Source organism: Dietzia sp. SLG310A2-38A2 (genome assembly GCF_014145095.1).
Classification (GTDB): Bacteria; Actinomycetota; Actinomycetes; order Mycobacteriales; family Mycobacteriaceae; genus Dietzia.
In genome coordinates this window covers 1-3942 of sequence record NZ_JAALDX010000207.1, presented here as the reverse complement: position 1 = coordinate 3942, position 3942 = coordinate 1, and the positions used below count along the sequence as shown (strand labels likewise).

The 3942-nt window shown below is 69.9% G+C and carries 5 protein-coding genes and 1 pseudogene; 4 read left to right on the top strand and 2 right to left on the bottom strand.

The features are described from left to right. From G6027_RS18695 to G6027_RS07865, 3 genes and pseudogenes are all read left to right on the top strand, one after another. A pseudogene (locus G6027_RS18695) lies at window positions 1-147 on the top strand (rhodanese-like domain-containing protein); the annotation flags it as partial. A 50-nt stretch (window positions 148-197) separates the two neighbouring features. Continuing rightward, the gene (locus G6027_RS07870) at window positions 198-1406 is read left to right on the top strand and encodes an O-succinylhomoserine sulfhydrylase (protein ID WP_182636691.1); all 1209 of its coding nucleotides are present in this window, start codon (window positions 198-200) and stop codon (window positions 1404-1406) included. 5 nt (window positions 1407-1411) lie between these two features. After that, entirely contained in the window at window positions 1412-2551 is a 1140-nt protein-coding gene (locus G6027_RS07865) for a hypothetical protein (protein ID WP_187702713.1), read from the top strand. 47 nt (window positions 2552-2598) lie between these two features. Here the strand turns inward: G6027_RS07865 and G6027_RS07860 are convergent, their stop codons facing one another. Both G6027_RS07860 and G6027_RS07855 read right to left on the bottom strand, forming a co-directional pair. Further along, window positions 2599-3228, bottom strand: coding sequence for a hypothetical protein (locus G6027_RS07860; RefSeq protein ID WP_182636690.1), 630 nt, complete (start codon window positions 3226-3228; stop codon window positions 2599-2601). A 175-nt stretch (window positions 3229-3403) separates the two neighbouring features. Beyond that, a complete protein-coding gene (locus G6027_RS07855; RefSeq protein ID WP_182636689.1) occupies window positions 3404-3613 on the bottom strand; it encodes a hypothetical protein in 210 nt (69 codons plus the stop codon). A 22-nt stretch (window positions 3614-3635) separates the two neighbouring features. On the opposite strand from G6027_RS07855, the gene G6027_RS07850 reads away from it, so the two are divergent. Continuing rightward, window positions 3636-3942 (top strand): hypothetical protein (locus G6027_RS07850; RefSeq protein ID WP_182636688.1); only part of this gene is annotated, 307 nt, incomplete at its 3' end.

The window sequence follows — 3942 nt, the reverse complement described above, 5'->3', positions numbered from 1 at the left end:
GCAGCCGCCGCGAGCGTGGCCACCGCCGCCGGCCTGGGCCCCGCCTACAACGTGGCCGAGGGGTTCGAGGGCGACCCGGACGCGGCGGGCCACCGCGGCTCGGTCAACGGATGGAAGGTCGCCGGACTTCCCTGGCGTCAGTCCTGACCTGCACCGACCCGCCTCCCGCACCACCGACGACACTCAGAAAGCAGCGGATGAGAAACAACGAGCTCCCCGACGGACTCCACCCCGACACGCTGGGCGTGCGGGCCGGGCAGATGCGCACCGGCTTCGAGGAGACCACCGAGCCGATGTTCCTCAACTCCGGATACGTCTACGAGTCGGCCGAGGCGGCCGAGGCGTCGTTCAACGGTGACATCCAGCGGTTCGTGTACTCCCGCTACGGCAACCCCACCGTGGCGATGTTCCAGGAGCGGCTGCGGCAGATCGAGGGCGCCGAGGCGTGCTTCGCCACCAGCTCCGGCATGTCGGCGGTGTTCGTCTCGCTGGCGGCGCTGCTGGGCAACGGCTCGCGACTGGTGGCCTCGCGCGCGCTGTTCGGCTCGTGTTTCGTGATCTGTAACGAGATCCTGCCGCGCTGGGGCGTCGAGACGGTGTTCGTGGACGGCGCCGACCTGGACCAGTGGCGGGAGGCGCTCAGCGAGCCGACCGACGCCGTGTTCTTCGAGACCCCCTCCAACCCCATGCAGGAGCTGGTCGACGTGCGGGCGGTGTGCGACCTCGCGCACGCGGCCGGCGCGCAGGTGGTGGTGGACAACGTCTTCGCCACCGTCCTGCACCAGAAGCCGCTCGAGCTGGGCGCGGACATCGTGGTCTACTCCACCACCAAGCACATCGACGGCCAGGGGCGCGTCCTCGGCGGCGCCGTGCTGGGGCCGGAGGAGTACATCAGCGGACCCGTGCAGAACCTGATGCGTCATGCAGGGTTCGGTATGAGCGCCTTCAACGCCTGGGTGCTGCTCAAGGGTCTGGAGACCATGAGTCTGCGGGTCGAGCGCATGTCCGCCAATGCGCTCGAGGTGGCGCAGTTCCTCGAGTCGCACGACGCGGTGGACTGGGTCCGGTACTCGATGCTGCCCTCGCACCCGCAGTACGACCTGGCCACGGAGCAGATGTCGGGCGGTGGGTCGGTGGTGACGTTCGGCCTGAAGTTCGACGACGACGAGGCGGATCGGGGCAAGCAGCGCTGCTTCTCACTCCTCAACGCGCTGAGGGTCATCGACATCTCCAACAACCTCGGCGATGCCAAGTCCCTGGTGACCCATCCCGCGACCACCACCCACGCGTCCATGGAACCGGAGGCGCGGGCCGCGGTGGGCATCACCGACAACGTGGTCCGGCTCTCTGTGGGGTTGGAATTCGCCGGAGACCTCATCGAGGACTTGCGTAGGGGTTTAAACTAAGTTTTATGCGGTCAATTGGCGGCGCGTCCCGGACGAGGGTGGCGGTGCTTCCCGCCGCTCACCCGGCCGTCCGCAGGATCACGGGACTGGCGTGGTCGGACCACCTCGAGATGGTCCCGATGCGGCCGGGCGTGGTCAACGGCGAATCCCACCCGGGCACGTATGCGAAGGACCCCGGCCCGGTCCCCGACCAAGACCTCGAGCACGTGGACGTGGCCCACGTGCACTTCGGCTACGACTACCTGGATCCGGAGAGCGCCCGGGACGTGATCGAGCACCTGTCCCGCGCCGGGGTCCCGATGGTGCTGACCGTGCACGACATCGTCTACCCCTCCCATGAGGACTCGCGGCCGCACCGGGGGTACACCGGCACGCTGGTCGGGGCCGCAGCGCAGGTGCTCACCCTCACCGAGGTCGCGGCGCGGGAACTGTGGGTGCGGTGGGGTGTGGACGCGATGGTGGTGCCGCATCCCCGACTGCTCGACGAGGCCGAGATCTCCTCCGCCATCCGCGCCTCCAAGCACCTCCGGGCACCCGGGGACACTGTCGTGGGCGTGCTGTTGGAACGGATGGGAGAGAACATCGAGGGGCCCGAACTCCTCGACCTGCTGGCGCCCGTGGCGACCGGCCGGCAGGGGGCGCACCTGCGGATCGTCGTGGAGGCGCAGGCGTGGCGCGACGCGTGCGGTGAGGACCGCGAGAGCGGCGGGCACCACCTGGTGGCCGAACTCGCGGCGGAGGGCGGGTGGGAGTCGGTGCGGTTGATCCGCTACGAGGCCCGCGACCTGGGGCCCGTCCTCGCCGAGTTCGCCGCCCTGGATGTGTGCGTGCTTCCCTATCGGTTCGCCACGCATTCCACCTGGCTGGAGCTGTGCCGCGACCTCGGGGTGACGCCCGTGCTCCCTGCCGTGGGGTTCCTGCGGGAGCAGTGGTTCGACCGCTGTGATCCGGACGAGCATTCGGGCCAGGTGTACGACCCCCGGGGCCCCGGCAGCTTGACGTGGGCGGTGCGCACCGCGATCGACGAACCCCGGTCGGCGCCGCCGCGAGTCGAGGGAGCGGATCCGGCGAAGATCATGGCTGCTCACGAGCAGGTGTACCGGATGGCCGCCCGGCGGCGTGAGGCGGTCCAGGACGGCTCGTGAGATCTGGCCGGCAGGCTCGAGCGCCGGTCAGGTGACGACCCGGCCTGTCAGGTGCCGGCGTCCGCGCGGGTGATCTCGATGGGCCAGGCGAGCATCAGCACCGAGTCGGGGGCCGGGGACTCCGAGTCCATGCTCAGCTCCAGACACACGGTGACGGGTGCTCCCGGCGTGGTGCGGGTGGCGGCGGGCAGCACCAGGGGCTCGTCGACAGTGGGGGCGTCCACGGGTTCGGGCCGGGTCCCCTCGCCAGCTAGGACGCTGGGGGTGCCGCTGGTGAACGTGGGCGCGGCGCACGCGCCCCCGCTGGTGGTGACCGCCCTGATCCGGACGTCGGCGGCGGTCGTGGGGTTGCCCTCCACCAGTGCGCCCTCGCCGATCATCACGTGGGCCTCCGAGCGGGAGTCGACGCTCGTCCGCAGGGTCAGGGGCTGGTAGGCGGAACGGTTGCGGAGCCCGGCGGTGTCCACGCGGACGGGAAAGTGCCCGCCGTAGGTGGAGATCGGTGCGGTCCAGGTGGTGCCGAAGTCCGTGGAGGCCTGTACGGACCAGGAGGAGCTGCGCAGCGCCGACTCCCGGGCCTCCTCCCCGTGCTCCTGCAGGATCAGGGTGGCGCCGAGTGCACAGGCGGAAGCGGAACCGAGGGCGACCAGCGCGGTGGCCGCGTGTCGAATCCGCATAGCTCCTCCGAAAAAGCCATCACTCGGCGATCGGTCCGGAGGAGGGGTCTCCGGTACGGGCTGGCCCGCGATGATCGCCGGTTCATCCAGAGTATGGCCGCTGGTAGCCGATTCGTTACGACCACCCCCGGCGAGTGGCGAATCTCACACCCGTCTCGGCACGTCGCGACGGGTGTCAGCGGATGTAGACGACCGTCCCGGTCTCCTGATTGATGGCGGCCCAGCGCCACCCGTCCGAGTCCGGGTCGCTCGACGTGAAGGTCGTCCAGTCCCCGCTCGGGCGGACGCCCTCGTTGATCCAGGTGTCCAGCGCGGCCAGAGCGGTGCGGGTTCCGGTGGGGACGGTGTCTCCCTTGACGACGACGTCGAGTTCGGCTCCGTCCACTTCGACGGTTCCTACTGTCGTCGTGTCCGCGGACGCCGAGAGGGTGCCGGGGTCGGAGGGGATGACGGTTGTCGGGGATGCGGACGTTGTGGTGGTGGTCTGCACGGTGGTGGCCGTCTTCGTCGCCGGCGGGGTGGTGGTGTCGTTCGTCGTCGCGGTGGGGGTCGTTCCGGAGGTCGTGGTCGCGTCCGCACCGGAGGGGTCCGGCGGAGCCGAGGTGGTGGTCTCGGACGCGGTGGAGTCTTCCAGCGGAGAGGTTACGGTGATGGCCGACGGCATCAAGGCGGTGTCCGATGGTTCAGATAAGGGGCTCTTCGCATCTGAGTGTG